19 protein-coding genes are annotated in these 21,872 nt (G+C 59.5%); 12 read left to right on the forward strand and 7 right to left on the reverse strand.

The features are described from left to right. Positions 1-30: 30 nt before the first annotated feature. Entirely contained in the window at positions 31-852 is an 822-nt protein-coding gene (locus tag ACQZ5H_RS19935) for a pyruvate, water dikinase regulatory protein (protein ID WP_112718049.1), read from the reverse strand. A gap of 401 nt (positions 853-1,253) precedes the next feature. Between ACQZ5H_RS19935 and hemE the strand changes: the two genes are divergently transcribed. The 8 genes from hemE (at position 1,254) to ACQZ5H_RS19975 (ending at position 9,970) form a co-directional block, all read left to right on the forward strand. Continuing rightward, on the forward strand, positions 1,254-2,288 hold the full coding sequence (gene hemE / locus ACQZ5H_RS19940; RefSeq protein WP_449098837.1) for a uroporphyrinogen decarboxylase: 1,035 nt from the start codon (positions 1,254-1,256) through the stop codon (positions 2,286-2,288). Positions 2,289-2,290: 2 nt separating this feature from the next. Next, entirely contained in the window at positions 2,291-2,827 is a 537-nt protein-coding gene (gene hemJ / locus ACQZ5H_RS19945; protein WP_449098838.1) for a protoporphyrinogen oxidase HemJ, read from the forward strand. A gap of 197 nt (positions 2,828-3,024) precedes the next feature. Beyond that, positions 3,025-4,290 (forward strand): transcription termination factor Rho, encoded by a 1,266-nt coding sequence (gene rho / locus ACQZ5H_RS19950; protein WP_112718055.1) that lies wholly within the window; start codon positions 3,025-3,027, stop codon positions 4,288-4,290. Between the two features lie 81 nt (positions 4,291-4,371). Continuing rightward, positions 4,372-5,676, forward strand: a complete 1,305-nt coding sequence (gene mnmE / locus ACQZ5H_RS19955) for a tRNA uridine-5-carboxymethylaminomethyl(34) synthesis GTPase MnmE (protein WP_449098839.1) — start codon at positions 4,372-4,374, stop codon at positions 5,674-5,676. A 74-nt stretch (positions 5,677-5,750) separates the two neighbouring features. Continuing rightward, the gene (gene mnmG, locus ACQZ5H_RS19960; RefSeq protein ID WP_449098840.1) at positions 5,751-7,610 is read left to right on the forward strand and encodes a tRNA uridine-5-carboxymethylaminomethyl(34) synthesis enzyme MnmG; all 1,860 of its coding nucleotides are present in this window, start codon (positions 5,751-5,753) and stop codon (positions 7,608-7,610) included. Between the two features lie 22 nt (positions 7,611-7,632). Next, on the forward strand, positions 7,633-8,250 hold the full coding sequence (rsmG, locus tag ACQZ5H_RS19965; protein WP_449098841.1) for a 16S rRNA (guanine(527)-N(7))-methyltransferase RsmG: 618 nt from the start codon (positions 7,633-7,635) through the stop codon (positions 8,248-8,250). 19 nt (positions 8,251-8,269) lie between these two features. Beyond that, positions 8,270-9,064 (forward strand): ParA family protein, encoded by a 795-nt coding sequence (locus ACQZ5H_RS19970; RefSeq protein WP_449098842.1) that lies wholly within the window; start codon positions 8,270-8,272, stop codon positions 9,062-9,064. A 21-nt stretch (positions 9,065-9,085) separates the two neighbouring features. Then, the gene (locus ACQZ5H_RS19975; RefSeq protein WP_199628023.1) at positions 9,086-9,970 is read left to right on the forward strand and encodes a ParB/RepB/Spo0J family partition protein; all 885 of its coding nucleotides are present in this window, start codon (positions 9,086-9,088) and stop codon (positions 9,968-9,970) included. Here the strand turns inward: ACQZ5H_RS19975 and holA are convergent, their stop codons facing one another. From holA to leuS, 3 genes are read right to left on the reverse strand one after another with little or no spacing between them, the layout of a single operon-like run. Beyond that, positions 9,971-11,008, reverse strand: coding sequence for a DNA polymerase III subunit delta (gene holA / locus ACQZ5H_RS19980; protein ID WP_413710577.1), 1,038 nt, complete (start codon positions 11,006-11,008; stop codon positions 9,971-9,973). A gap of 10 nt (positions 11,009-11,018) precedes the next feature. Beyond that, complete coding sequence (gene lptE / locus ACQZ5H_RS19985) at positions 11,019-11,540, reverse strand: LPS assembly lipoprotein LptE (protein ID WP_130282982.1); 522 nt, start codon at positions 11,538-11,540, stop codon at positions 11,019-11,021. Then, on the reverse strand, positions 11,530-14,160 hold the full coding sequence (gene leuS, locus ACQZ5H_RS19990) for a leucine--tRNA ligase (protein ID WP_449098843.1): 2,631 nt from the start codon (positions 14,158-14,160) through the stop codon (positions 11,530-11,532). The genes lptE and leuS overlap by 11 nt, the downstream gene beginning before the upstream one ends. 200 nt (positions 14,161-14,360) lie before the next feature. Between leuS and ACQZ5H_RS19995 the strand changes: the two genes are divergently transcribed. The 3 genes from ACQZ5H_RS19995 to ACQZ5H_RS20005 all read left to right on the forward strand — a co-directional run bounded on the left by ACQZ5H_RS19995 (position 14,361) and on the right by ACQZ5H_RS20005 (position 18,098). Continuing rightward, on the forward strand, positions 14,361-15,020 hold the full coding sequence (locus ACQZ5H_RS19995; RefSeq protein WP_449098844.1) for a YggS family pyridoxal phosphate-dependent enzyme: 660 nt from the start codon (positions 14,361-14,363) through the stop codon (positions 15,018-15,020). Between the two features lie 81 nt (positions 15,021-15,101). Next, positions 15,102-17,012 carry an AMP-binding protein gene (locus ACQZ5H_RS20000; RefSeq protein WP_449098845.1) on the forward strand — a complete coding sequence of 637 codons (1,911 nt, stop codon included), beginning with the start codon at positions 15,102-15,104 and terminating at the stop codon, positions 17,010-17,012. A 177-nt stretch (positions 17,013-17,189) separates the two neighbouring features. Next, the gene (locus ACQZ5H_RS20005; protein ID WP_112718075.1) at positions 17,190-18,098 is read left to right on the forward strand and encodes a flagellin N-terminal helical domain-containing protein; all 909 of its coding nucleotides are present in this window, start codon (positions 17,190-17,192) and stop codon (positions 18,096-18,098) included. A 71-nt stretch (positions 18,099-18,169) separates the two neighbouring features. Here ACQZ5H_RS20005 and ACQZ5H_RS20010 read toward each other — a convergent pair whose 3' ends face one another. Then, complete coding sequence (locus ACQZ5H_RS20010; RefSeq protein WP_112718077.1) at positions 18,170-18,871, reverse strand: DUF1013 domain-containing protein; 702 nt, start codon at positions 18,869-18,871, stop codon at positions 18,170-18,172. Between the two features lie 232 nt (positions 18,872-19,103). Between ACQZ5H_RS20010 and acs the strand changes: the two genes are divergently transcribed. Next, a complete protein-coding gene (acs, locus tag ACQZ5H_RS20015) occupies positions 19,104-21,059 on the forward strand; it encodes an acetate--CoA ligase (RefSeq protein ID WP_112718079.1) in 1,956 nt (651 codons plus the stop codon). A 33-nt stretch (positions 21,060-21,092) separates the two neighbouring features. Here acs and ACQZ5H_RS20020 read toward each other — a convergent pair whose 3' ends face one another. Both ACQZ5H_RS20020 and ACQZ5H_RS20025 read right to left on the reverse strand, forming a co-directional pair. After that, positions 21,093-21,530, reverse strand: coding sequence for a thermonuclease family protein (locus ACQZ5H_RS20020; protein ID WP_449098846.1), 438 nt, complete (start codon positions 21,528-21,530; stop codon positions 21,093-21,095). Positions 21,531-21,588: 58 nt separating this feature from the next. Then, positions 21,589-21,810 carry a DUF1674 domain-containing protein gene (locus ACQZ5H_RS20025; RefSeq protein ID WP_449098847.1) on the reverse strand — a complete coding sequence of 74 codons (222 nt, stop codon included), beginning with the start codon at positions 21,808-21,810 and terminating at the stop codon, positions 21,589-21,591. Positions 21,811-21,872: the final 62 nt, after the last annotated feature.

Raw genomic sequence — 21,872 nt, forward strand, 5'->3', positions numbered from 1 at the left:
GTTCCCTGAGAATTCACAGATCGGATGCGCTTAGCGCAGCTTCGGACGAAGGGCAACGATCGCCGCCGCTGTCTCTTCGATCGAACGGCGCGTTACATCGATGATCGGCCAGTTGTGCTTGGCGCAAAGCGAGCGGGCATATTTCAGCTCCTCGGAAATGGCGGCCCTGTCGATATACTCGCCCCGATCGAAACCGGGTGTGGCACCGAGCACTCTATTCTCGCGAACCTGGGAGATGCGATCGGTCGTCGCGATCAAACAGACGATCAGCGGCTTGGTCGCCGAGAAGACGGCTTCCGGCAATGGCACGCCATAGACGATCGGAATGTTTGCGGTCTTGATGCCACGATTGGCGAGATAGATGCTGGTCGGGGTTTTCGACGTGCGGCTGATGCCGACGATAACGACATCGGCGTCATTATAATCGTCCGGCATCTGCCCGTCATCATGATCCATGGTGAAATTCAGCGCTTCGATACGCGCGAAATATCCGGCATTCATCACATGCTGCGCGCCGACACGGCGGCGCGACGGCGCGCCAAGATAGATCTGGAACGCGGCCATCACGGGCTCGAGAACATTGACCGATGCAACACCCATTTCGGCACAACGCTCGTCGATCAGCGTCGCGAGCTCGCGATCAACAATCGTGTAGAGGACGATGCCCGGTTCATGGTCGATGGCATCGAGAACTGGCAGCAGCTGCTTGCGATTTCGGATGAGCGGATAGACGTGCTCGATCGGTTGGGCTGATTTGAACTGCGCAGAAGCCGCGCGCCCGGCCGAGATGAGAGTCTCTCCTGTTGAGTCAGATATGAGATGCAGATGGAAGAAGTTCGTCCGGTTCTCCACGTTATTTTCCGCCACCTGTTGATAAGACTGGATGACCAAGAGCTAAGGGAGCCGCGGGGTTCGAGGCAAGGGAAAACGTGCCTGCTTATCCACATTCGGAATTTTCCGGACAGCGAAAAGGCCGGCTTGTGGAGGATGTGGATGATGAAGAGAAGCCAGACACTCGTCCACTGGTTGTCCACAGAAGGGCGATAAAGCGGAAGCATTAAAGCGATTGGATTCGTTTCGAGATTCCGTTTGGTCCACAGGTTATAGCCCAAATGGCTGATTTCTTTCCGCGCCGTCCGAGCAAACGCGACAAATCGCATCGTTCGTGGATGGATTTTAATCCTTGATAGACACCGACTCTAAGAAATAGAAACCTTTTAAAATATCTTTGATTTTAGATAGGGAAGAAGCGCTTGAGCGAAACGCGCCGGAAAATCATGAGAGTTCTCGACGGTGAAACTCTCTCCCCTCCTCCGATCTGGCTTATGAGACAGGCAGGACGATATCTGCCGGAGTACAGGCAAACGCGCCAGAAGGCCGGAAGTTTCCTCGACCTCTGTTATTCTCCTGACCATGCCGTGGAAGTGACGCTGCAGCCGATCCGCCGGTATGGCTTCGACGCAGCAATCCTGTTCTCCGATATCCTGGTCATTCCCGACGCGATGAAGCGCAATGTGCGTTTCACAGAAGGCCATGGTCCTGAGATGGATCCCATCGATGAAGCCGGGATTGCCAATCTCAATGACGAGGAGATTGTGTCCTATCTCAAGCCGGTGCTGGAGACGGTTTCGAGGCTGCGGGCTGAGCTACCCTCGGAAACGACGCTGCTCGGCTTCTGTGGCGCTCCCTGGACCGTTGCGACCTATATGATCGCTGGGAAGGGTACGCCCGATCAGGCACCCGCCCGCCTGTTCGCCTACAAGCATCCGAAAGCCTTCGAGCGGCTGTTGATGCTGCTTGCTGATGTTTCGGCTGATTACCTCGTGGCGCAGATCGATGCCGGCGCCGATGCAGTGCAGATTTTTGATTCCTGGGCGGGTGTTCTCGGCGAGAGGGAATTTGCTGCTTATGCCGTGAAGCCCGTCGCGCGCATGATCGCTTCGATCCGTGCACAGCGTCCGCGGGCCAAGATCATCGCTTTCGCCAAGGGCGCCGGCTATCTCCTCAAGGATTATCGTCGGAAGACCGGGGCGGACGCGATCGGTCTCGATTGGTCGGTGCCGCTGGAATTTGCGCGTGATCTGCAGAAGGATGGCGCGGTTCAGGGCAATCTCGATCCGATGCGGGTCGTTGCCGGTGGCCGGGCGCTGGAGGAAGGCATCGACGAAATCCTGGAAAAGCTCGGCAATGGGCCGCTGATCTTCAATCTCGGTCACGGCATCACACCGCAGGCGGATCCCGAGAATGTGCGGCTGCTGGTCGAGCGGGTGCGCGGATCGCGAGGTTGAGCATGGAAAAGCAGACTGGAGCCCGGCCCGGAGCCTATGCACGTCGGCGCGCGCATTTCGCCCTCGCCTTCTTTGCCGTTCTGGCTGTCGGGCTCTTTGCCTGGAACCCGGAGAACCTCTATCTCTGGATCAAGGCGCTGCACATCATTGCGGTTATCTCCTGGATGGCCGGCCTGTTCTACATGCCGCGGCTTTTCATCTATCACACGGATGCAGAGCCGGGTTCCGAGCAGTCGGAAACCTTCAAGGTTATGGAGAGCAGGCTTCTGAAGATCATCATGAACCCGGCGATGATGCTGACCTGGATCTTCGGGCTTTATCTCGCCTGGTCGGTCTATGGCTTCCAGGGCGGCTGGCTGCATGCCAAGATAGGGCTTGTGGTGCTGCTGACGGCTGTTCACATGTTCTTCAGCCGGGCCGTTAGCGACTTTGCGGCGGATCGCAACCGGCGCTCGGCGCGCTACTGGCGGTTCATGAATGAAGCCCCGACGCTGCTGATGATCCTGATCGTCATTCTGGTTGTCGTGAAGCCTTTTTGAGGTCTGGCGGAAGCCGAGGTTAAATTTGCTTCATTTTAAGCAGCCCCCTTGCGGCGCCTTATCTTAGTCGCTATTTTCCGCGCATCTCATCTTCGTGGCATGTGTTTTGAGTTCAGTCGTCTGCGAGCCCTTTCGCAACACCGAATACGACCCGACATAGCCTTCCCCCTTTTGAAATACAGAGTAATGGTCACTTCATGGCTGAAATGAAGCTTCAGGAACTTAAGAGTAAATCCCCGACCGATCTTCTGGCGTTTGCCGAATCGCTCGAGGTCGAAAATGCAAGCACAATGCGCAAACAGGAATTGATGTTTGCGATCCTGAAGGTCCTCGCCAGCCAGGACGTCGAGATCATCGGCGAAGGCGTCGTCGAAGTGCTGCAGGACGGTTTTGGCTTCCTGCGCTCCGCCAACGCAAACTACCTGCCGGGTCCTGACGATATCTATATCTCCCCGTCGCAGATTCGTCGCTTCTCGCTGAAGACGGGCGATACCGTCGAAGGTCCGATCCGCGGACCGAAGGAAGGCGAGCGCTACTTCGCGCTGCTCAAAGTCAACACGATCAATTTCGACGATCCGGAGAAGATCCGTCACAAGGTTCACTTCGATAACCTGACGCCGCTTTATCCGAACGAGCGCTTCCGTATGGAGCTCGATATCCCGACCTCGAAGGATCTGTCTTCGCGCGTCATCGATCTCGTCGCCCCGCTCGGCAAGGGCCAGCGCGGTCTGATCGTTGCTCCGCCGCGTACCGGTAAAACGGTTCTCTTGCAGAACATCGCGCATTCGATCACTGCAAACCATCCGGAATGCTACCTGATTGTTCTCCTGATCGATGAGCGTCCGGAAGAAGTGACGGACATGCAGCGCTCGGTGCGCGGCGAAGTCATCTCGTCCACCTTCGATGAGCCGGCCGTTCGTCACGTCCAGGTCGCTGAAATGGTCATCGAGAAGGCCAAGCGCCTCGTTGAACATGGCCGCGACGTCGTCATTCTGCTCGACTCCATCACCCGCCTCGGCCGCGCGTACAACACGGTTGTTCCGTCTTCCGGTAAGGTTCTGACCGGTGGTGTAGACGCTAACGCGCTGCAGCGCCCGAAGCGCTTCTTCGGTGCCGCCCGTAACATCGAAGAAGGCGGCTCGCTGACGATTATCGCAACGGCGCTGATCGATACCGGCAGCCGTATGGACGAAGTCATTTTCGAAGAGTTCAAGGGTACCGGCAACTCGGAAATCGTCCTCGACCGCAAGGTTGCTGACAAGCGTATCTTCCCGGCGATGGATATCCTCAAGTCCGGTACGCGTAAGGAAGACCTGCTGGTGCCGCGCCAGGATCTCCAGAAGATCTTCGTGCTCCGCCGTATCCTGGCGCCGATGGGCACGACCGATGCAATCGAATTCCTCATCGACAAGCTGAAGCAGACGAAGAACAACCCTGACTTCTTCGACTCGATGAACACCTGATCCGTTAGCCGGATTCATCCATACAGGCCGGTCGCATCTAGCGGCCGGCTTTGTTATTTTGGGAGCCGGAGAGAGCAAGCGATGACGCGACAAACGATCTATGCCCTGTCGAGCGGCGGCCTTCCCTCGGGCGTCGCTGTCGTTCGCATCAGCGGTCCGGCGACGGCGGCAGCGCTTCAGCATCTGATCGGCACCCTCCCATCTCCGAGGCAGGCAAGTCTGCGAACGATTCGAAACCGGAACGGTGACCCGATCGATTCGGGTCTGATCCTATTCTTCCCGAGCCCCGCATCGTTCACCGGTGAAGACTGCGCCGAACTGCAGATTCATGGCGGCCGCGCCGTTGTTCAAAGCCTGCTTCAGTGCCTGAGCGAAATTCCCGGGCTGCGTCTCGCTGTTGAAGGTGAGTTCTCGCGCCGGGCATTCGAGAACGGCAAGCTTGATCTCGTTGAGATCGAAGGCTTGGCGGATCTGATTGCTGCCGAGACCGAGATGCAGCGGCGCCTGGCCGTGGAGCACAGCTCAGGACACCTTTCCAAGCTATACGATTCGTGGGCGGAACGATTGACGCGTTGCCGCGCGCTGATTGAGGCGGAACTGGACTTTGCTGACGAGGACGATGTTCCCGGCTCGGTTTCGGATCAGGTATGGGTAGAGGTCAACCGCCTGCACTCCGAGATATCTGCGCATCTTGCAAATGCAGATGCCGGCGAGATCATCCGGGATGGCTTCAAGGTCGTCATCGCCGGCGCGCCGAATGCCGGCAAGTCCTCGCTGATGAATGCCCTCGCCCAGCGCGACGTGGCGATCGTTACCGACATAGCCGGCACCACCCGTGATGTGCTCCAGGTCGATCTCGATATCGGCGGCTTTCTGGTGAAGCTTTACGATACGGCTGGACTTCGCGAGACAGCGGAACGCGTCGAGCGTGAGGGTATCCGCCGCGCCGAAAACCTTGTTGCCCAGGCGGACTTGGTGCTGTATTTGCATGACCAATCGTCTGGCCTGGGTGCGGAGCATGCTGTTAGCGGCGATGCGCGTGTCAATATCGGGACAAAGGCGGATCTTGCTGTTGCGTCGGATGCGTTTGATCTGTCCATATCGGTGCAGACGGGCGAAGGTCTGGACGAGCTCAGGGTGCTGATCGGCGATCGCATCGCCCGCACGGTGCGGCCCGAGAGCTTGGCTTTGCCGAGCCGGCTGAGACATAAAGATTCGCTTGCGGAATGTTTGCGAGCCGTCGGGATTGCGTTGTCCGCTGGCGAGCTTGACCTCAGAGCCGAAGAGCTGCGGGTCGCGGCGAATGCACTTGGCAGGATTACCGGCCGGGTCGATGTAGAAAATCTCCTTGACGTGATCTTCTCCGAGTTCTGCATCGGCAAATGATTCACGTGAAACACTGGATGGCCGCAAGTGCGTGAGTTTCACGTGAAACGCGGCGAGTATCGGATGCTGAGAGCATGAAGTACGATGTCATCATCATTGGCGGTGGCCATGCAGGCACGGAAGCGGCAAGTGCTGCTGCCCGTCTCGGCGCCAAGACCGCGCTCATAACCCATCGCCGGGATACGATCGGCGTGATGTCTTGCAATCCCGCGATCGGCGGGCTTGGGAAGGGACATCTGGTTCGCGAGGTTGATGCGCTCGATGGCCTTATGGGCCGCGTTGCAGACGCGGGCGGCATTCAGTTCCGCATGCTCAATCGCAAGAAAGGGCCGGCCGTCCGCGGCCCGCGGACGCAGGCGGACCGCAAACTCTATCGCGAGGCTATGCTGCGCGAGATCGAAGCGATCGAGAACCTCGATATCATTGAAGGCGATGCCTTTGATCTCAGGGTTGAGGATGGCGTCGTTACCGGCGTCATCATGAAAGATAGCCGGATTCTGGAATGCCGCGCTGTTGTCCTGACCACGGGCACATTTCTTCGCGGCCTTATCCATATCGGCGATAAGAAGATCCCAGCCGGACGCGTCGGCGAGGAACCTTCTGTCGGCCTGTCTGGTACGCTGCTGCGGCTCGGCATTAAGCTTGGCCGTCTGAAGACCGGTACGCCGGCACGGCTTGATGGCCGCACGATTGACTGGGCTTCCGTCGGCCGCCAGGCCGCCGATGATGAGCTGATCCCCTTCTCTTTCATGACAGATTGCATTACCAATGCGCAGGTCGAATGCGGCGTGACGCGGACCACCTCTGCGACGCACAAGATCATCGCCGATAATCTTAACCGCTCCGCAATATATTCCGGCCAGATCGAAGGCGTGGGGCCGCGCTATTGCCCGTCGATCGAGGATAAGATCGTCAAGTTCGGTGAGCGCGACGGCCACCAGATCTTCCTCGAGCCTGAAGGCCTGGATGATCATACGATCTATCCGAACGGCATTTCCACCTCCCTCCCCGCCGAGGTGCAGGAAGAGTTCATCCGGACAATCCCCGGTCTTGAAGCGGTGTCGATCCTGCAGCCGGGCTATGCGATTGAATACGATCACGTCGATCCGCGCGAACTCACACCATCGTTGGAGCTCAAGCGTCTATCGGGGCTGTTTCTTGCCGGTCAGATCAATGGCACGACCGGTTATGAGGAAGCGGCGGCACAGGGTCTGGTCGCCGGCCTCAATGCGGCGCGTCTTGCAGGAGGTTCGGATCCCTTTGTCCTGAGCCGGACGAATTCCTACATCGGCGTGATGATCGATGATCTTACATCGCGTGGCGTCGCCGAGCCCTATCGGATGTTCACCTCCCGAGCGGAGTACCGGCTGTCGCTTCGTGCCGACAATGCCGATGTTCGACTTACGCCGATCGGGTTGGAGATTGGCTGCGTGAGCAGCGGACGCGCACAGCGGTTCGCGGCTTATAATGAGCAACTCCATGCGGCTCGCGCGATGCTGCAATCTCTGGAGACCACGCCGAACGAAGCGCGACGTGCCGGCCTCATGATCAATCTCGATGGGCAGCGCCGAACGGCCTATGAGCTTCTTTCGTACCCAGACTTCAGTCTGGCGGATATCGCGAAGATTTGGCCAGACATCGCCGCGCTTGATGCAAAGATCGGTGAGGCGATGGATATCGAGGCATCATATGCAGTGTATATGAAGCGGCAAGCTGTTGATATTGCTGATATAAAACGCGATGAAGACCGTCTGATTCCCGCGGATTTTGACTATTCGCAGCTCTCGGGTCTTTCGAATGAGTTGAAACAGAAGCTGCAACGTGCGGAGCCATACAGCATTGCGCAAGCCGCGAAGATTGACGGTATGACACCGGCGGCTATATCGCTATTGCTCGTCCATCTGCGGCGCGCTGATATGGCACGCGCCATCTAGTACACGCGAAAAGAGTCCTTGAATGAAGCTGAACGGTCAAAGTGTTTCACGTGAAACACAGGCGCGACTCGAGCATTTTCTGCAACTTTTCCAGAAGTGGGCCAAGACCATCAATCTGGTGGCGCCCTCCACACTCAGCGATGCATGGGACCGCCACATCGTCGATAGCGCTCAAATCTATCAGCTGAGCCCCGGTGCGAAGACCTGGGTGGATTTGGGTAGCGGCGGTGGCTTTCCGGGCGTGATTACCGCTATCCTGATGGCTGAGCAGACCAATGGGTGGGTGCATCTTGTCGAGAGCAACAACAAGAAGGCCTCGTTTCTACGGCTTGCGCTGCGCGAGACCAATGCGCGCGGCTCTGTCCATGCAGTCAGAATCGAGGATGTCTACAAGGAAGTGCCTGACAGTGACGCCATTTCGGGCCGTGCGCTAGCCGATCTGGATAAACTGTTAGAATTCTCAAAGCCATGGATGGATCGGAATGAAAAATGCCAGGCTTTCTTCCATAAAGGCCGGGATTACCGATCCGAGATTAAGAAAGCGCATGGCCGCTGGCAATTCGATCTGGTAGAACATACCAGTGTCGTCGAGCGAGATTCCGTTATTCTCGAAATCTCCAAACTCCGGCACTTGGTTTAACGATTTTGGATCATCGATGATGGCTGGCGAGCGAAACCGGATTATCACCATAGCAAATCAGAAGGGCGGCGTCGGCAAAACGACGACGGCCATCAATCTGGCGACTGCGCTTGCCGCGATCGGTGAGCGTGTTCTGATCGTCGATCTTGATCCGCAGGGTAACGCCAGCACAGGACTTGGTATCGATCGCAAGGATCGCCGGGTCTCGTCCTACGACCTGCTGGTCGGCGAAGCGGGCGTTCGGGAAACCGCACAGCAGACTGCCGTCCCCAATCTTTTAATCGTGCCGTCGACCATGGATCTGCTCGGGATCGAGATGGAGATCGCGCAACAGTCCGACCGCGTCTTCAAGCTGAAGAAGGCTCTCGCGAGCGAGGAAGCCTTTGAGTTCTCATACATCATCCTGGACTGCCCGCCGTCGTTCAACCTGCTGACGATGAACGCGATGGCCGCTGCTCACTCGGTTCTTGTGCCGCTGCAGTGCGAATTCTTCGCGCTTGAAGGTCTCAGCCAGTTGCTCGAAACCGTCGATCAGGTTCGCCGGACGGTCAATCCGAGGTTGGATATCCAGGGTATCGTGCTGACAATGTTTGATGCCCGAAACAATCTGGCGCAGCAGGTGGTCAACGACGTCAGGACGCATCTCGGCGAGAAGGTCTACCATACGTTGATTCCGAGGAATGTTCGCGTTTCTGAAGCGCCCTCCTACGGCAAGCCGGCCATTCTCTACGATCTGAAGTGCGCCGGCAGTCAAGCCTATCTGCAGCTGGCGTCGGAAGTGATCCAGCGCGAACGCCAGCGCCTCGCAGCTTGAATTGTAAAGTGAGTTGAGACCATGAACGACGATGTTTCGAAGAGGCGCCTTGGGCGCGGACTTGCTGCGCTGATCGGCGAGATGGATCAGCCGGTTCCAGTCGAGGGCGAGAAGCCCAGCGTGAGCGCCGATCGCCAGGTACCGATCGAGTTCGTGAGCCGCAACCCGCGCAACCCGCGCCGCTTCTTCGATGACACCGAGCTGCATGACCTCGCGAGTTCGATCCGCCAGCATGGCATCGTTCAGCCGATCGTCGTTCGCACGATCGGCGAAGGCCGCTTTGAGATCATCGCCGGTGAAAGGCGCTGGCGTGCCGCTCAGCTTGCTGGCCTGATCGAGATCCCGGTTCTGGTTCGCGATGTCGACGATAAGACGGCGCTGGAGATCGCTATTGTCGAGAACGTCCAGCGTTCCGATCTCAATCCGCTTGAAGAGGCGCTGGGCTACGAGCAGCTGATCGCCGAGTATGGCTATACGCAGAACGATCTCGGCGAAATCATTGGTAAGAGCCGCAGCCATGTTGCGAATTCGCTTCGCCTGTTGAAGCTTCCCGATCAGGTTCGCGATCTCCTTGCTGCTGGCAGCCTTTCGGCAGGCCATGCGCGCGCCCTGGTGTCGACTTCGGATCCGGCGATGCTGGCGAAGACGATTGTCGCGAAGGGTATGTCGGTGCGCGATGCAGAGCGCCTGGCGCAGAACGATATCAAGGCGCAGTCGGAGCCCAAAAGTTCCGGCCCACGACTGGATCAGAAAGATTCGGATACGTTGGCGCTGGAACGCACGCTGTCCGACACGCTTGGCCTCGACGTGACGATCAATCACAAAGCCAATGGCGGGCAGATCAAGATCGCCTATAAGTCATTGGAACAATTGGAAGAAATCTGCCGGCTTCTGGAGCGTCGCTGATCAGCCCTTCCGGCCGGATTGCAGCGTCGTCGATAGCAGAGTCTGGAGGGCTATGCTGTCTTCCAGGCTCTGACGTTTGCGCGTCTGCAGGATCGCTGCGTGCAGGCGGTTCGTTTCGCGGGCGATCGCTTCCGCCGACCACGTTCTCAATGCCTGCTCGATGATCGGCTTGCGCCTGAAATGCAGGTGGCGGCCGAGGGTCTGCATCACTTGCCCGGCCTGCAGCCGCTTCTCATCCATTTCCGCCCGCATCGTATCCAGAAGCTGGAACTGTTTCAGACATGCCTGAATGACGAGGAAGATTGCCGTCTTCGATGCGGTGATCTTCTGCATGGCATGCAGAAATGTCGTCGTGTTGCCGCTCAGGATCGCGTCAACGGCATCATCGACCGAGATGGCGCTCGCGTCGCCGATGATCTCATCGACGTGGTGCTCTTCGATCGTATCCATTCCGCGGCAATAAAGGGCGAGCTTGCGCACCTCGTTGCGTGAGGCGATACGGTCGCCGCCGATCAGTTCGACCAGTGCCTGGCGTGCCGCGGGGGTGATGCGCAATCCTTCCGCAGCCAGTTCGTTGTCAATCAGCGCGTTCAGGGCGCGCGCGTCGTCAGCATAGCATGGGATAACCGCGACTGTACGGGCGCCTTCCACCACCTTGCGCAGAAGCGAACCCTTCTTGAGGTCGCCGGCTTCGACGATAACCGATGTTCCCTCTGGGGGCTTGGCTGCGAGCAATTGCAAGGCATCGACCAGATACTTCTCGTTGGCGGCGCCTCTGATCCAGATCAGTTTCTCGCCGCCGAACAGGCCGATCGAGCCTGCCTCGTCCATCAACCGTCCGGGATCTTTCTGGAGGTCGCCGATATCGAGCTTGATCAGCGAAAAGGGATCGTCGAGCGCTACGCCGCTTTTGGCGGCGATCTGCGAGGCGCGCTCGGAAACCAGGCCCCGGTCGGGACCATAGATCACAAAGAGGCTGTAAGCCGCGGCGGAGCGCTGAAGGAAGCCTTCGAACTCATGCGACTTGATCTCCGCCACAGCCCTGCCCTCAGCGGCCGAGGGCGGCGGCGATATCGAGGCCTACGAATTCTGCAGCTTCGCGTGCGGCGCGGTTTTCCGCGTCGCGAACGGCACGCTGCTTGGCGAATTCCTGGCCGGGATAATCTAGCAGGGCCGTTGCATAGCGATTGCCCGCCTTGATGACCTGGCTGTCCTTGGTCGAGCGTAGCGTATAGTCGACGCTGACCGTGACGCGGCCTGCGCGGGCGGTGTCCGACGACTGCACGAGCAGTGTGTCGGTAACGCTCGAGCGGACGTGGATTTCGGCTTCATATTCCGGGTTCTCAGCCTCGCCAGCGCCGCGGCCAGCGATGAAGATCAGCCGGTTGCGGACTTCCTGCTCGACGCGTGAGGTCGCCTCGGAGAAGCCGACCGACGAGAGCTTCGCGGTGACCCCGGAGGATTCCGAATAGAGCGGACGGACCTGGCAGGAGCTCAGTAGTGCCGCGGAAGCGATGATGATGCCGAGAGCGGCGCGGCGGCCGAGCTTCGAAGCGAAATCAGACGACAATGTTCACAATCCTTTGCGGAACCACGATAATCTTCTTCGGCGCCTGGCCGTTCAGGGCGGCGGTGACCGCCTCCAGAGCAAGCACTGCTTCGGTCACGGCATTCTGATCCGCGTTGCGAGAAATTGTCAATTCAGCGCGCTTCTTGCCGTTGATCTGGACCGGCATAACGACATCATTCTCGGTTGTCAGCGCCTCGTCATAGGCCGGCCATGCAGCTTGCGCCAGCAGGCCCGTATTGCCGAGTGCAGCCCAGCATTCTTCAGCCAAGTGCGGGGTCATCGGGGCCACCAGCTGGACGAGGATCTGCGATGCTTCGCGAACGGCAGAACGGTAGGCCGCGTCGCCCTCGCCGGCCGCAACCTTTGTCAGCGGCGACGCGAGCGCATTGACGAGCTCATAGATACGCGCCACGGCCTTGTTGAACCAAAGCTTGTCATAATCGTTCTGGACGGCCTTCAGCGTCTTGTGAGCGGCCTGGGAGATTGCCAGCGCCTCGCCATCCTTAGCCGGATTCGCAGGCACCGTTGCCAGCGCTTCCGATGCTTCGGAAATCAGGCGATACAGACGCTGCGTGAAGCGGTGAGCGCCTTCGACGCCTGCTTCGGACCAGATGACGTCTCGCTCCGGCGGCGAATCCGACAGCACGAAGAAGCGGGCGGTGTCGGCGCCGTAGGATGCGATGATATCGTCGGGATCGACGACGTTCTTCTTCGACTTCGACATCTTTTCGATTGAGCCGATCGATACTTCATCGCCACCGTCCAGCAGGAAGGCACGGCGCTTGCCGTCGACTTCCTCGATCCGGATATCGGCAGGTGCGACCCAATCGCCGTGCGAACCTGTGCCGCGGCGGTAGGTTTCGTGCACCACCATGCCTTGGGTGAAGAGGCCCTTGAAGGGTTCCTTCACGTCGACATGCCCGGTCTCGCGCATGGCGCGGGTGAAGAAGCGCGAGTAGAGCAGGTGCAGGATCGCGTGCTCGATGCCGCCGATATACTGATCGACGGGGAGCCAGCGATTGGCGGCCTTCGGATCGGTCGGCTGCTTTTCCCACGGCGCGGTGAAGCGGGTGAAATACCAGCTCGAATCGACGAAGGTGTCCATCGTGTCCGTCTCGCGGCGCGCGTCCTTGCCGCAGTGCGGGCAGGCAACGTGGCGCCAGGTCGGATGACGGTCGAGCGGATTGCCCGGCTGGTCGAAGGTGACGTCGGATGGCAGCTGAACCGGCAGGTCCTTCTTCGGAACCGGTACGACGCCGCAATCATCGCAATGGATGACCGGGATGGGGCAGCCCCAGTAACGCTGGCGCGAAATGCCCCAGTCGCGCAGGCGGAAGTTCACCTTGCGCTCGCCCTGGGCCGCGCCGCCGATCTCGGTCGAAGACAGCTTGTCGGCAACGATCTCGAATGCCTCGGTCGTCGTCTTGCCGTCGAGGAAACGCGAGTTGATCATGACGCCATCGCCGTCATAGGCGGTATCGCCGACAGCGAACCTTGCTGCGTCGCCATCCTTCGGCATGACGACGGGCACGACAGGAAGATCGTACTTGCGGGCGAAATCGAGGTCGCGCTGGTCGCCGGATGGGCAGCCGAAGATGGCGCCCGTGCCGTAGTCCATCAGCACAAAATTCGCGACGTAGACAGGCAGCTCCCAGGACGGATCGAGCGGATGCTTGACCCGGATGCCGGTATCGATGCCCTTTTTCTCGGCCGTTTCGAGGGCTGCCAGCGAGGTGCCGGCGCGGCGGCATTCTTCACAGAAGGCGTCGATCGCGGCGTTCTTGGCGGCGGCTTCCTTGGCCAGCGGATGGTCGGCGGCGATCGCCAGGAAGGATGCGCCGAACAGCGTGTCGGGACGCGTCGTGTAGACGGTCACCTCGGTCTCGCCGGCAGGCGCAGTCTCAGCGACGATTTCCCAACGGATCGTCAGGCCTTCCGACCGGCCGATCCAGTTCTTCTGCATCAGGCGGACCTTTTCCGGCCACTGATCGAGCGTATCCAGTGCATCCAGCAGATCCTGGCTGAAATCGGTGATCTTGAAGAACCACTGCGTCAGTTCGCGCTGCTCGACCAGAGCGCCCGAACGCCAGCCGCGGCCGTCGATGACCTGTTCATTGGCCAGAACGGTATTGTCGACCGGGTCCCAGTTGACCTTCGACTGCTTGCGGTAGACCAGGCCCTTCTCCAGGAAATCCAGGAACAGGTGCTGCTGGTGCTGGTAATATTCGACGTCACAGGTCGCGAACTCGCGGCTCCAGTCGAGCGACAGGCCCATGGCCTTCAGCTGCGACTTCATCGAGCCGATATTCTGATAGGTCCAGGACGCCGGGTGAACGCCACGTTCCATCGCCGCGTTTTCCGCCGGCATGCCGAATGCGTCCCAGCCCATCGGGTGGAGAACGTTGTAGCCGCGGGCGCGCTTGTAGCGGGCGACGACGTCGCCCATCGCATAGTTGCGGACATGGCCCATGTGAATGCGGCCCGACGGATACGGGAACATTTCAAGGACGTAGTATTTCTCGCGCGGATCGGCATTGTCGGTCTCGAAGACCTTTGCCTCGTTCCATTTCTGCTGCCAGCGGGGCTCGGCGTCGCGCGGATTATAACGTTCGGTAGCCATGGTATTCGAATTTCCGGAAAATCAGGGGAAGTTGGTGGTGACCTTCACCACGAAACCACCGTAGCGTCAAGTTTTGCGGGTGCTGCAAATGCCCGATCGGGCGCAGGAAAGGCCGTTTTCGGGCCGGTGGGTCTTGGCAAGCACGCATGCCGCGTTTAGTGCTCTGCCGTCATCACCTAGCATCATGTCGGGGGTAAGCGATGGAACTTCAAGAGCGGCTGAACGAGGTGCGTTCACGCATTGCCGAGGCAGAGGCCGGGATCAAGCGTCCGGCGGGCTCGGTGCAGCTTGTCGCGGTGTCCAAGACCTTCGATGCCGATGCCATCCGCCCGGCAATTGCGGCCGGTCAGCGGGTCTTCGGCGAAAACCGTGTGCAGGAAAGCCAGGGCAAATGGCCCGAGCTGAAAAGCGAGACGGCGGGCATTGAGCTGCATCTCATTGGCCCCCTGCAGTCGAACAAGGCGGAAGATGCCGTTGCCCTCTTTGATGTCATCGAGACTGTCGACCGGGAGAAGATTGCCCGGGCGCTCGCCGATGAGATTAAGCGCCAGGGCAAAACGGTTCGTCTCTATGTTCAGGTCAATACCGGACTGGAGCCGCAGAAGGCGGGTATCGCGCCAGGCGATACCGCGGCTTTCGTCGATCTCTGCCGCAACGAGCTTGGGCTGGCGATCGAAGGGCTGATGTGCATTCCGCCGGCGGAGGAAAATCCGGGGCCGCATTTCGCCCTGCTTGCCAAGCTTGCAAAGGCTTGCGGGCTGACAAAGCTGTCGATGGGCATGTCGGGAGATTATGAAACGGCGATTGCTTTCGGCGCCACAAGCGTGCGCGTCGGCTCGGCAATTTTCGGCGCTCGCTAAGCTCGTCTTTCGTCGGGCTTCCTGTCCGCACCTCCCTCCCCTAGATTGGCTCTATAGCTTGCATGTCCTGGGGAGGAGCAGATGCAGAGCCACTATCACAGCGTCTATGACGGCTGGAAAGCTGACCCCGAGGGTTTCTGGAAGAAAGCCGCAGAGGCGATCGACTGGTTCAGGGAGCCGGAGCAGATATTTTCTGCCGGTTACGGCGTCTATGGCCGCTGGTTCAAGGGCGGCGAGACCAATACCTGCTTCAATTGCCTCGATCGCCATGTTGCCGCCGGACGGGGTGGCGAGAGCGCCATCATCTTCGACAGCGCCATGAATGGCGCCAAGCGGCGCTTCACCTATGGAGAGGTGCTCGATGAGGTGAAGGCGATTGCGGCGGCGCTGGGCGCACTCGGCATCGGCAAAGGCGACCGGGTGATCCTCTATATGCCGATGGTGCCGGAGGCGATCTTCTCGATGCTGGCCTGCGCCCGGCTTGGGGCCGTGCATTCCGTCGTCTTCGGCGGCTTTGCCGCCAGCGAGCTCGCATCGCGTATCGATGATTCGGGTGCCAAGCTGGTCATCACGGCGAGCTGCGGTCTGGAGCCCGGCCTTGTCGTTGCCTATAAGCCGCTTGTCGATCAGGCCATTGCGACTGCAAAGATCAAACCTGCCCATTGCCTCGTGCTGCAGCGGCAGGAGCTTGCAGCCGATCTGACAGAGGGGCGCGACCTTGATTTCGCCGGGACGGTGGATCGCTATCGCGGTGCGGATATCGGCTGTACGCCGGTGCTTGCGACCGATCCGCTCTACATCCTCTACACATCGGGAACGACCGGCCAGCCGAAAGGCGTGGTGCGCGACAATGGCGGCCATATGGTCGCGTTGCACTGGTCGATGGCGAATATCTATGGGCTGAAGCCCGGCGAGGTCTTCTGGACGGCATCCGATATCGGCTGGGTGGTCGGCCATTCCTATATCGTCTATGCGCCGCTGCTGGCTGGGGTAACGACGTTGATCTATGAGGGCAAGCCGGTGGGCACACCGGATGCCGGGGCATTCTGGCGGGTTGTGTCGGACCATGATGTGCGGGTGCTTTTCACGGCGCCGACGGCATTCCGGGCCATCCGCCGAGAGGACCCCAATGGCGAGCTTGCGGCGCGCTACAAGAAAGCAAAGTTTCGGGCCTTGTTTCTTGCTGGTGAACGCGCCGATCCGGAAACCCTGAAATGGGCGGAGCAGACGCTTGGCGTGCCCGTCATCGATCACTGGTGGCAGACAGAGACCGGCTGGCCGATTGCGGCCAATCCGATCGGGCTCGGCGAGTTGCCGGTCAAGCACGGATCGCCCTCCGTGCCGATGCCCGGCTACGATATCCAGGTGCTCGACGATGCCGGTCATCCGGTTGCCGCGGGCACGCTCGGCAATATCGTTGCTAAGCTGCCGCTGCCGCCCGGATGCCTGCCGACGCTGTGGAATGCCGATGCCCGGTTTCGTTCGGCCTATCTCGAGGAGTTTCCCGGTTACTATAAGACGGCCGACGCCGGCTATATCGATGAGGATGGCTATCTCTTCATCATGTCGCGCACCGACGACATCATCAATTGTGCCGGGCATCGTCTTTCGACGGGTGCGATGGAAGAAATCTGCGCCAGGCACCCCGACGTTGCCGAATGCGCCGTGGTCGGAATTGCCGATTCGCTGAAGGGTCAGGTTCCCTGCGGATTGCTCGTGCTGAAGAAGGGCGTGAGGCGCGAATCACCGGAGATCGAATCAGAAGTCGTTAAAATGATTCGTGAAGAAATTGGTCCGGTTGCCGCCTTCAAAACTGCCATCACCGTCGAAAGGTTACCAAAAACGCGCTCCGGCAAGATCCTGAGGGGCACGATTCAGAAGATTGCGGATGGTCTTCCCTGGAAAATGCCTGCGACAATTGATGACCCGGCAACACTTGAAGAAGTCGCAGAAGCCTTGCGCCACAGGGGTTTTGGCTCTCGACCCATATAGGATATTTGCTATTTGGTAAGAATCGTTGACGAGATGTGACCATCGTTGACGACTTGTTAACCATGTTCTCATTAGCTTTCCCTCAACGGACACCTGAGCTCAGGTGAAGCATGAAGCACCGCCACCGCCGGCCTCTGCCGGTATGCTCCTTCATCCTCACGAGAAGTGGAAAAAGCGATGTCAAGCATCCTGACTAACACGGCTGCGATGTCAGCTCTTCAGACCCTGCGCAGCGTCAACCAGAGCCTGCAGACGACGCAGGCACACGTTTCTTCCGGCCTCCGCGTTGCCAAGGCCGCCGACAATGCCGCCTACTGGTCGATCGCGACGACGATGAAATCCGACAACAAGGCGCTGTCGGCCGTCTCCGACGCGCTGGGTCTTGGCGCCGCTAAGGTCGATACCGCCTATTCGGCCATGGACAACGCCATCGACGTCGTTACCGAAATCAAGGCGAAGATCGTTGCCGCAACTGAAAAGGGCGTCGACAAGTCGAAGATCCAGGAAGAAATCACCCAGCTCCAGGCGCAGCTGAAGAGCATTTCGGAGTCGGCCTCCTTCTCCGGTGAAAACTGGGTTGCGGGCAACGGCACGAAGAGCGTCGTCTCGACCTTCGTTCGCGATGGCTCGAATGGCATCTCGGTCAAGATGACCGACTACATTCTCGACAGCGGCTCGACGGGCAACGTCCTGTTCGGCACGACGACCGGCGGCGTTATCGACACCTCGACGGGCATTCTCGGCACGTCCAACGGCTCGGTCGGTTCGGTCTACTCGATGAACATCAGCAACCTGTCGTCCGACGATATCGCCTCGGCGCTGAACAATGTCGAGAACGCACTGAAGGCGATGACGAGCGCCGGTTCGCAGCTCGGTTCGATCTCGACGCGCATTCAGCTGCAGGAGAATTTCGTCTCTACACTCAGCGACTCGATCGACTCCGGTGTCGGGCGATTGGTGGACGCGGATATGGAAGAGGAATCGTCGAAACTGACGGCACTGCAGACGCAGCAGCAGCTTGCGATCCAGTCGCTGTCGATCGCCAACTCCGCTTCGCAGAACATCCTGTCGCTGTTCCGCAGCTAAGCGCGAGCAAGCGGCCAATAAAAAACCCGCCGGAGCGATCCGGCGGGTTTTTCGTTTGGAGAGAAAGACGATCAGAACTGATCGTCTTCGTCCTCATCCTTGGAAGACGACTTCAGCGACTTCAGCTTTGCGAAGACCGCATCGGCGTCGATTTCGCGCTCTTCTTCACGCTCGTAGCTCGGCGTCAGGCGCTCGGTCTCCTGAGCGGATTCGAGCGTCGCGCCCAGTTCGGCTGCGGTCGGCAGCGGACGGCCCTTGGCTGCCTTTTCGACTTCCATGTCGAGGTCGATCTGGCTGCAGAGGCCGAGCGTTACCGGGTCCATCGGCGTCAGGTTTGCGGAGTTCCAGTGGGTGCGCTCGCGGATCTGCTCGATCGTCGACTTGGTGGTGCCGACGAGACGCGAGATCTGGGCGTCCTTCAGTTCCGGATGGTTGCGAACCAGCCAGAGAATGGCGTTCGGACGATCCTGGCGCTTGGAAACCGGCGTGTAGCGCGGGCCGCGGCGCTTCGATTCCGGAACGCGAACCTTCGGCTCGGAAAGCTTCAGCTTGTGGTTCGGGTTGCCTTCGGCGCGCGCTATTTCGTCGCGGGACAGCTGGCCGGTTGCGATCGGATCCAGGCCCTTGATGCCCTGCGCAGCTTCACCATCGGCGATCGCTTTGACTTCCAGAGGATGCAGCTTGCAGAACTGTGCGATCTGGTCGAAAGACAGCGCCGTGTTGTCGACGAGCCAGATGGCAGTCGCTTTCGGCATGAGCAGTTGTTGAGCCATGGATATAGTCCTTCTGTCGTCCGCGCCGGTGTCGCGGTCCGTGGATTGTCACCACAATGTCCGGGAAATATTGGCGCTATATAACCGGAGTGACGCAGAATTGCAATTGATCCGGAATGAAATGACCTTTGTCTAATTGCCGGGCCGTTTTGACCTGCTATGAATGCCCTGAATTGAGTCCCGGGCGCTGCTTCGTGCGGCGAAACCGGTGCCCGCGTGAGGAGGAGTTTCCATGTCGGAGAAGATCTATCCGGTTACCAAACCGGTGAAGAGCCATGCCCTGATCGACAAGGCGAAATACGAGAAGTGGTACGAGGAGAGCGTCGAGAATCCGGACAAGTTCTGGGGTAAGCACGGCAAGCGCATCGACTGGTTCAAACCCTATACCAAGGTCAAGAACACTTCCTTCACCGGCAAGGTTTCGATCAAGTGGTTCGAAGACGGCCAGACCAACGTCTCCTATAACTGCATCGACCGTCACCTGAAGACGCATGGCAACCAGACGGCCATCATCTTCGAAGGCGACAATCCCTATGTCGACAAGAAGATCACCTATAACGAGCTCTACGAGCATGTCTGCCGGATGGCGAATGTGCTGAAGAAGCACGGCGTCAAGAAGGGCGACCGCGTCACCATCTACATGCCGATGATCCCCGAAGCGGCTTATGCGATGCTCGCCTGTTCGCGCATCGGCGCCGTGCATTCGGTGGTCTTCGGCGGCTTCTCGCCGGAAGCGCTGGCCGGCCGTATCGTCGACTGTGAATCGACCTTCGTCATCACCTGCGACGAGGGCGTGCGCGGCGGCAAGCCGGTACCGCTCAAGGAAAATACCGACACCGCGATCCATATCGCCGCCAAGCAGCATGTTATCGTCGACAAGGTACTGGTCGTGCGCCGCACCGGCGGCAAGACCGGCTGGGCGCCGGGCCGCGATCTCTGGTACCACCAGGAAGTCGCCACCGTGAAGGCCGAATGCCCGCCGGTGAAGATGAAGGCGGAAGATCCGCTGTTCATCCTCTACACCTCCGGCTCGACCGGCAAGCCGAAGGGCGTGCTGCACACCACGGGTGGCTATCTCGTCTACGCGTCGATGACGCATGAATATGTCTTCGATTATCACCCCGGCGATATCTACTGGTGCACGGCCGATGTCGGCTGGGTCACCGGTCACTCCTATATCGTCTACGGACCGCTTTCGAACTGCGCGACGACGCTGATGTTCGAGGGCGTGCCGAACTTTCCGGATCAGGGCCGCTTCTGGGAGATCATCGACAAGCACAAGGTCAACATCTTCTACACCGCGCCGACGGCGATCCGCTCGCTGATGGGCGCCGGCGATCATTTCGTCACCCGCTCGTCGCGCTCTTCGCTGCGGCTGCTCGGAACCGTCGGCGAGCCGATCAATCCGGAAGCCTGGGAATGGTATTACAATGTCGTCGGCGACAAGCGCTGCCCGGTCATCGATACCTGGTGGCAGACGGAAACCGGCGGTCACATGATCACGCCGCTGCCGGGTGCGACCGATCTGAAGCCCGGTTCGGCCACCGTGCCGTTCTTCGGCGTCAAGCCGCAGCTGGTCGACAATGAGGGCAAGGTGCTCGAAGGTGCGGCCGACGGCAATCTCTGCATCACCGACAGCTGGCCGGGCCAGATGCGCACCGTCTATGGCGACCACGAGCGCTTCATCCAGACCTACTTCTCGACCTACAAGGGCAAGTATTTCACCGGCGACGGCTGCCGCCGCGACGAGGATGGCTATTACTGGATCACCGGCCGCGTCGACGACGTGCTGAACGTTTCCGGCCACCGCCTCGGCACGGCCGAAGTGGAATCGGCTCTCGTCTCTCACAATCTCGTCTCGGAGGCCGCCGTCGTCGGCTATCCGCATGCGATCAAGGGTCAGGGCATCTATTGCTACGTGACGCTGATGGCCGGTAACGAGGGTTCGGACGAGCTGCGCCAGCAGCTGATCAAGCATGTCCGTACCGAAATCGGTCCGATCGCGTCGCCCGACAAGATCCAGTTCGCGCCGGGTCTGCCGAAGACCCGTTCCGGCAAGATCATGCGCCGCATCCTGCGCAAGATTGCCGAGGACGATTTCGGATCGCTCGGCGATACCTCGACGCTCGCCGATCCCGCCGTCGTCGACGATCTCATCGCCAATCGCCAGAACAAGGCGAGCGCCTGATCTCAAAAGCCGCTCCCATCCGGAGCGGCTTTTTCAATTGGTGCTGGCGCAGGCTATACGGGGCTTGCGCCCGCCATCATATCCGGCGGCAAGGCCAGCACTCAGCATCTCCTGAGCCGGATTCCTGCCGTCTTGCATGGCGACATCGGCGACGATGCGGCCGAAATATTTGTCGCCGCTGATATTGGTCAGCCTGATGTGCGGCGAACTGGCCGCCATTTCATCCAGCACGGAACGTGCCTGTTCGGCTGCTTGCCTGATAGCGGGGCATTTCGATTTCATTTCCGGTGCGTCGATACCGCGGATGCGGACATAGACTTCAATGCGCTGCTGCGGCCAGGGGGCCGCTTCCACCAGAAGCGTGTCGCCGTCGATGACGCGAATGATCTCCGCAGCGACCGGACCGGCAATCTGCTCGGCGCTCTCCGCCGTAAGCGGAAAGACAGACATGGCGACAAGAATCGAAATCATCGTCCTCATGTAAAGGAATAAATTCCGATAATTTGCTACTGTCAATAGGAATATTTACTTAGAAATCGATGGCGCGGCCGTTGATCTCGTAGTCGCCGAAGCGGGCGGGTTCGGCGCCGCCGCGGCCGCCGATTTCTGCGGGCAGGTTCATCGGTGTCGCGTTGCGCCGGCGCTCTTCAGCTTCGGCAAGCGCACGTTTGGCGGCAGGCGAAAGGGGTTTGCGCGCTGCGGCGCCTTCCACGGCTGGGCCTTCGGTGTTGTCGTTGTCAGCTGATTGCATGGCGCTATCCTGCCGGAAATATTGAAAGTGGCGGGCGAATAACCAAATCATAGTGCCTGGAA

The organism is Rhizobium sp. 21-4511-3d, assembly GCF_053522545.1.

What these genes read in the sequence shown, in the direction of transcription:
- mnmE (WP_449098839.1), top strand. Translation starts at nt 4,372, where the DNA reads ATGACGCGACAAACGATCTATGCCCTGTCGAGCGGCGGCCTTCCCTCG.
- ACQZ5H_RS20025 (WP_449098847.1), bottom strand. Translation starts at nt 21,810, where the DNA reads ATGCAATCAGCTGACAACGACAACACCGAAGGCCCAGCCGTGGAAGGC.
- rsmG (WP_449098841.1), top strand. Translation starts at nt 7,633, where the DNA reads ATGAAGCTGAACGGTCAAAGTGTTTCACGTGAAACACAGGCGCGACTC.
- leuS (WP_449098843.1), bottom strand. Translation starts at nt 14,160, where the DNA reads ATGGCTACCGAACGTTATAATCCGCGCGACGCCGAGCCCCGCTGGCAG.
- ACQZ5H_RS20020 (WP_449098846.1), bottom strand. Translation starts at nt 21,530, where the DNA reads ATGATTTCGATTCTTGTCGCCATGTCTGTCTTTCCGCTTACGGCGGAG.
- ACQZ5H_RS19975 (WP_199628023.1), top strand. Translation starts at nt 9,086, where the DNA reads ATGAACGACGATGTTTCGAAGAGGCGCCTTGGGCGCGGACTTGCTGCG.
- ACQZ5H_RS19970 (WP_449098842.1), top strand. Translation starts at nt 8,270, where the DNA reads ATGGCTGGCGAGCGAAACCGGATTATCACCATAGCAAATCAGAAGGGC.
- rho (WP_112718055.1), top strand. Translation starts at nt 3,025, where the DNA reads ATGGCTGAAATGAAGCTTCAGGAACTTAAGAGTAAATCCCCGACCGAT.
- ACQZ5H_RS20005 (WP_112718075.1), top strand. Translation starts at nt 17,190, where the DNA reads ATGTCAAGCATCCTGACTAACACGGCTGCGATGTCAGCTCTTCAGACC.
- ACQZ5H_RS20010 (WP_112718077.1), bottom strand. Translation starts at nt 18,871, where the DNA reads ATGGCTCAACAACTGCTCATGCCGAAAGCGACTGCCATCTGGCTCGTC.
- mnmG (WP_449098840.1), top strand. Translation starts at nt 5,751, where the DNA reads ATGAAGTACGATGTCATCATCATTGGCGGTGGCCATGCAGGCACGGAA.
- ACQZ5H_RS20000 (WP_449098845.1), top strand. Translation starts at nt 15,102, where the DNA reads ATGCAGAGCCACTATCACAGCGTCTATGACGGCTGGAAAGCTGACCCC.
- ACQZ5H_RS19995 (WP_449098844.1), top strand. Translation starts at nt 14,361, where the DNA reads ATGGAACTTCAAGAGCGGCTGAACGAGGTGCGTTCACGCATTGCCGAG.
- hemJ (WP_449098838.1), top strand. Translation starts at nt 2,291, where the DNA reads ATGGAAAAGCAGACTGGAGCCCGGCCCGGAGCCTATGCACGTCGGCGC.
- acs (WP_112718079.1), top strand. Translation starts at nt 19,104, where the DNA reads ATGTCGGAGAAGATCTATCCGGTTACCAAACCGGTGAAGAGCCATGCC.